Raw genomic sequence first — 1,566 nt, forward strand, 5'->3', positions numbered from 1 at the left:
CCCCGAGCGGCCTCGCGCGGACCCCTTGTCTCCCTGCTCAGGCCGTATGTCGGCAGTCCGCACATGGCGCCGACCGATGCGACCCAGGGCGCGACCTCGCTGGGGAGGCTTCAGGAGTGCCGTCACGACGCGCGGCTGCACGGACGCGGCGGCTGCCGCATCTATTCGACGACTCACGCCAGCAGTTGTTCACGACTGTGGGAGGCACACGCGGCCAGGGAAGTAGGCCCACGCCGCTTCCCGCGGCTTCCCGCCGGTTCACTGTCCGCGGGCGGAGACGATGACGCCGATGACGGTGGCCATGGCGGCGAACGCGGCGAGGCCGGCCGTGACGGCGTGGCGCAGCGCGGGGCGGCGGTGGACGGTGTAGGAGACGGCTCCGACGACCACCAGAGTCATCAGGGCGAGCAGGAAGCTGACGAGCAGGGCGAGCGTGGACATGTGGTGTTTCCCCTCGGGATCAGGCACACAGGACGGTTCCCGTACGCGGACGGAGCGGATGGAGGCTGCGGTGTAGGCACCCCTTGCGTCCTGTGGTGGCGGTCTGCATTGGCCGCGTCATGGTCGTTGAGGCGGTGGTTAGCGGCGCAAACGCCCGTGACCTGCAACTTCACGCTTAATCTGAAGTCAGTCACACAGGCAGGGCAGGAGAGGGTTGAGGCCTTCACCTCGGGGACGACAGTGCCGACTCTCCCCTCCTACGGAGTGAGCGCGTCGAATGCGCCCGCTCCACCACTCCGCGCATCGTGACTCTCCCTGCCCTTAGCCAGACAAGGCCAGTTGGCGGTGGCCCGACGGGCGTAGGCACACGGGCCGTACAGCGACCAAGGAACACCTTGCGGTGCTTGCTTGGGAATGGCTTTCAAGCGGCGTTGCCCCGTCAGTAACTCGGTCCGGGATGCCATCACGGAGACGGCCCTTCCTCCCGCCACCCCTCGTTTCCCTCGGGGTTCTTGGGGTGTGGGACACCGGGATATGGGCCGTGGTCTGGGGGTGGGGTGGGCGCCCCCTGCGTGCGGGGCGGTGGAGCACGGTTCCCCCAATCAGTACACAGCCCTATTTGTTGATGCACCTGGTTGGGGCAGGGTGAGGGGGTGCGGTCTGGTTCTGCCAAAAGAACATGCTGTATCAGGTGATGCAGTGGGGATGGTGGCTGGTTCCAGAGTTGGTCTGCGCCCGCTTTTTGAAGCATTCTCCGGGTCGTGCCGTGGTGGTGGTCGACGGGGGTTTCGGCGGAGGGCTGGCCGCCCGGGGTGGGGCGCGGCCAGGAGGCGGGAGTCGACGCCCCGTCATTTGGCTTGAAGTGCAAGGTCACCCGGGCCACACTCGTCCTTGCTGCCCGGCGAAGCCGGTGGGGCGGGAGCGCAGCGGAGGCCCCGCAATTCGCGCGCAGCGGGAATTGCATTCCTTTTGGTGGTGGAGCGCAGCGGAGCCACCAATTCACGCGGAGTGTGAATTGCTAAACACGCGGAGCGGGTTTAGCGGAAAGGTGCGCAGCACCTTTCTTGAATTCGCGAAGCGAATTCTGCTTCTTCGGGCGCAGCCCGAAGGGACCCGCTCCGCGGG

At 66.9% G+C, this 1,566-nt stretch carries 1 protein-coding gene; it reads right to left on the reverse strand.

Going from position 1 to position 1,566, the window contains the following annotated elements; all coding sequences use genetic code 11:
• Positions 1–258 precede the first annotated feature (258 nt).
• The gene (locus ACF062_RS38390) at positions 259–441 is read right to left on the reverse strand and encodes a hypothetical protein (RefSeq protein WP_392144747.1); all 183 of its coding nucleotides are present in this window, start codon (positions 439–441) and stop codon (positions 259–261) included.
• Positions 442–1,566: the final 1,125 nt, after the last annotated feature.

The organism is Streptomyces sp. NPDC015345 (assembly GCF_043078805.1).
In the GTDB taxonomy this organism is placed as follows: Bacteria; Actinomycetota; Actinomycetes; order Streptomycetales; family Streptomycetaceae; genus Streptomyces.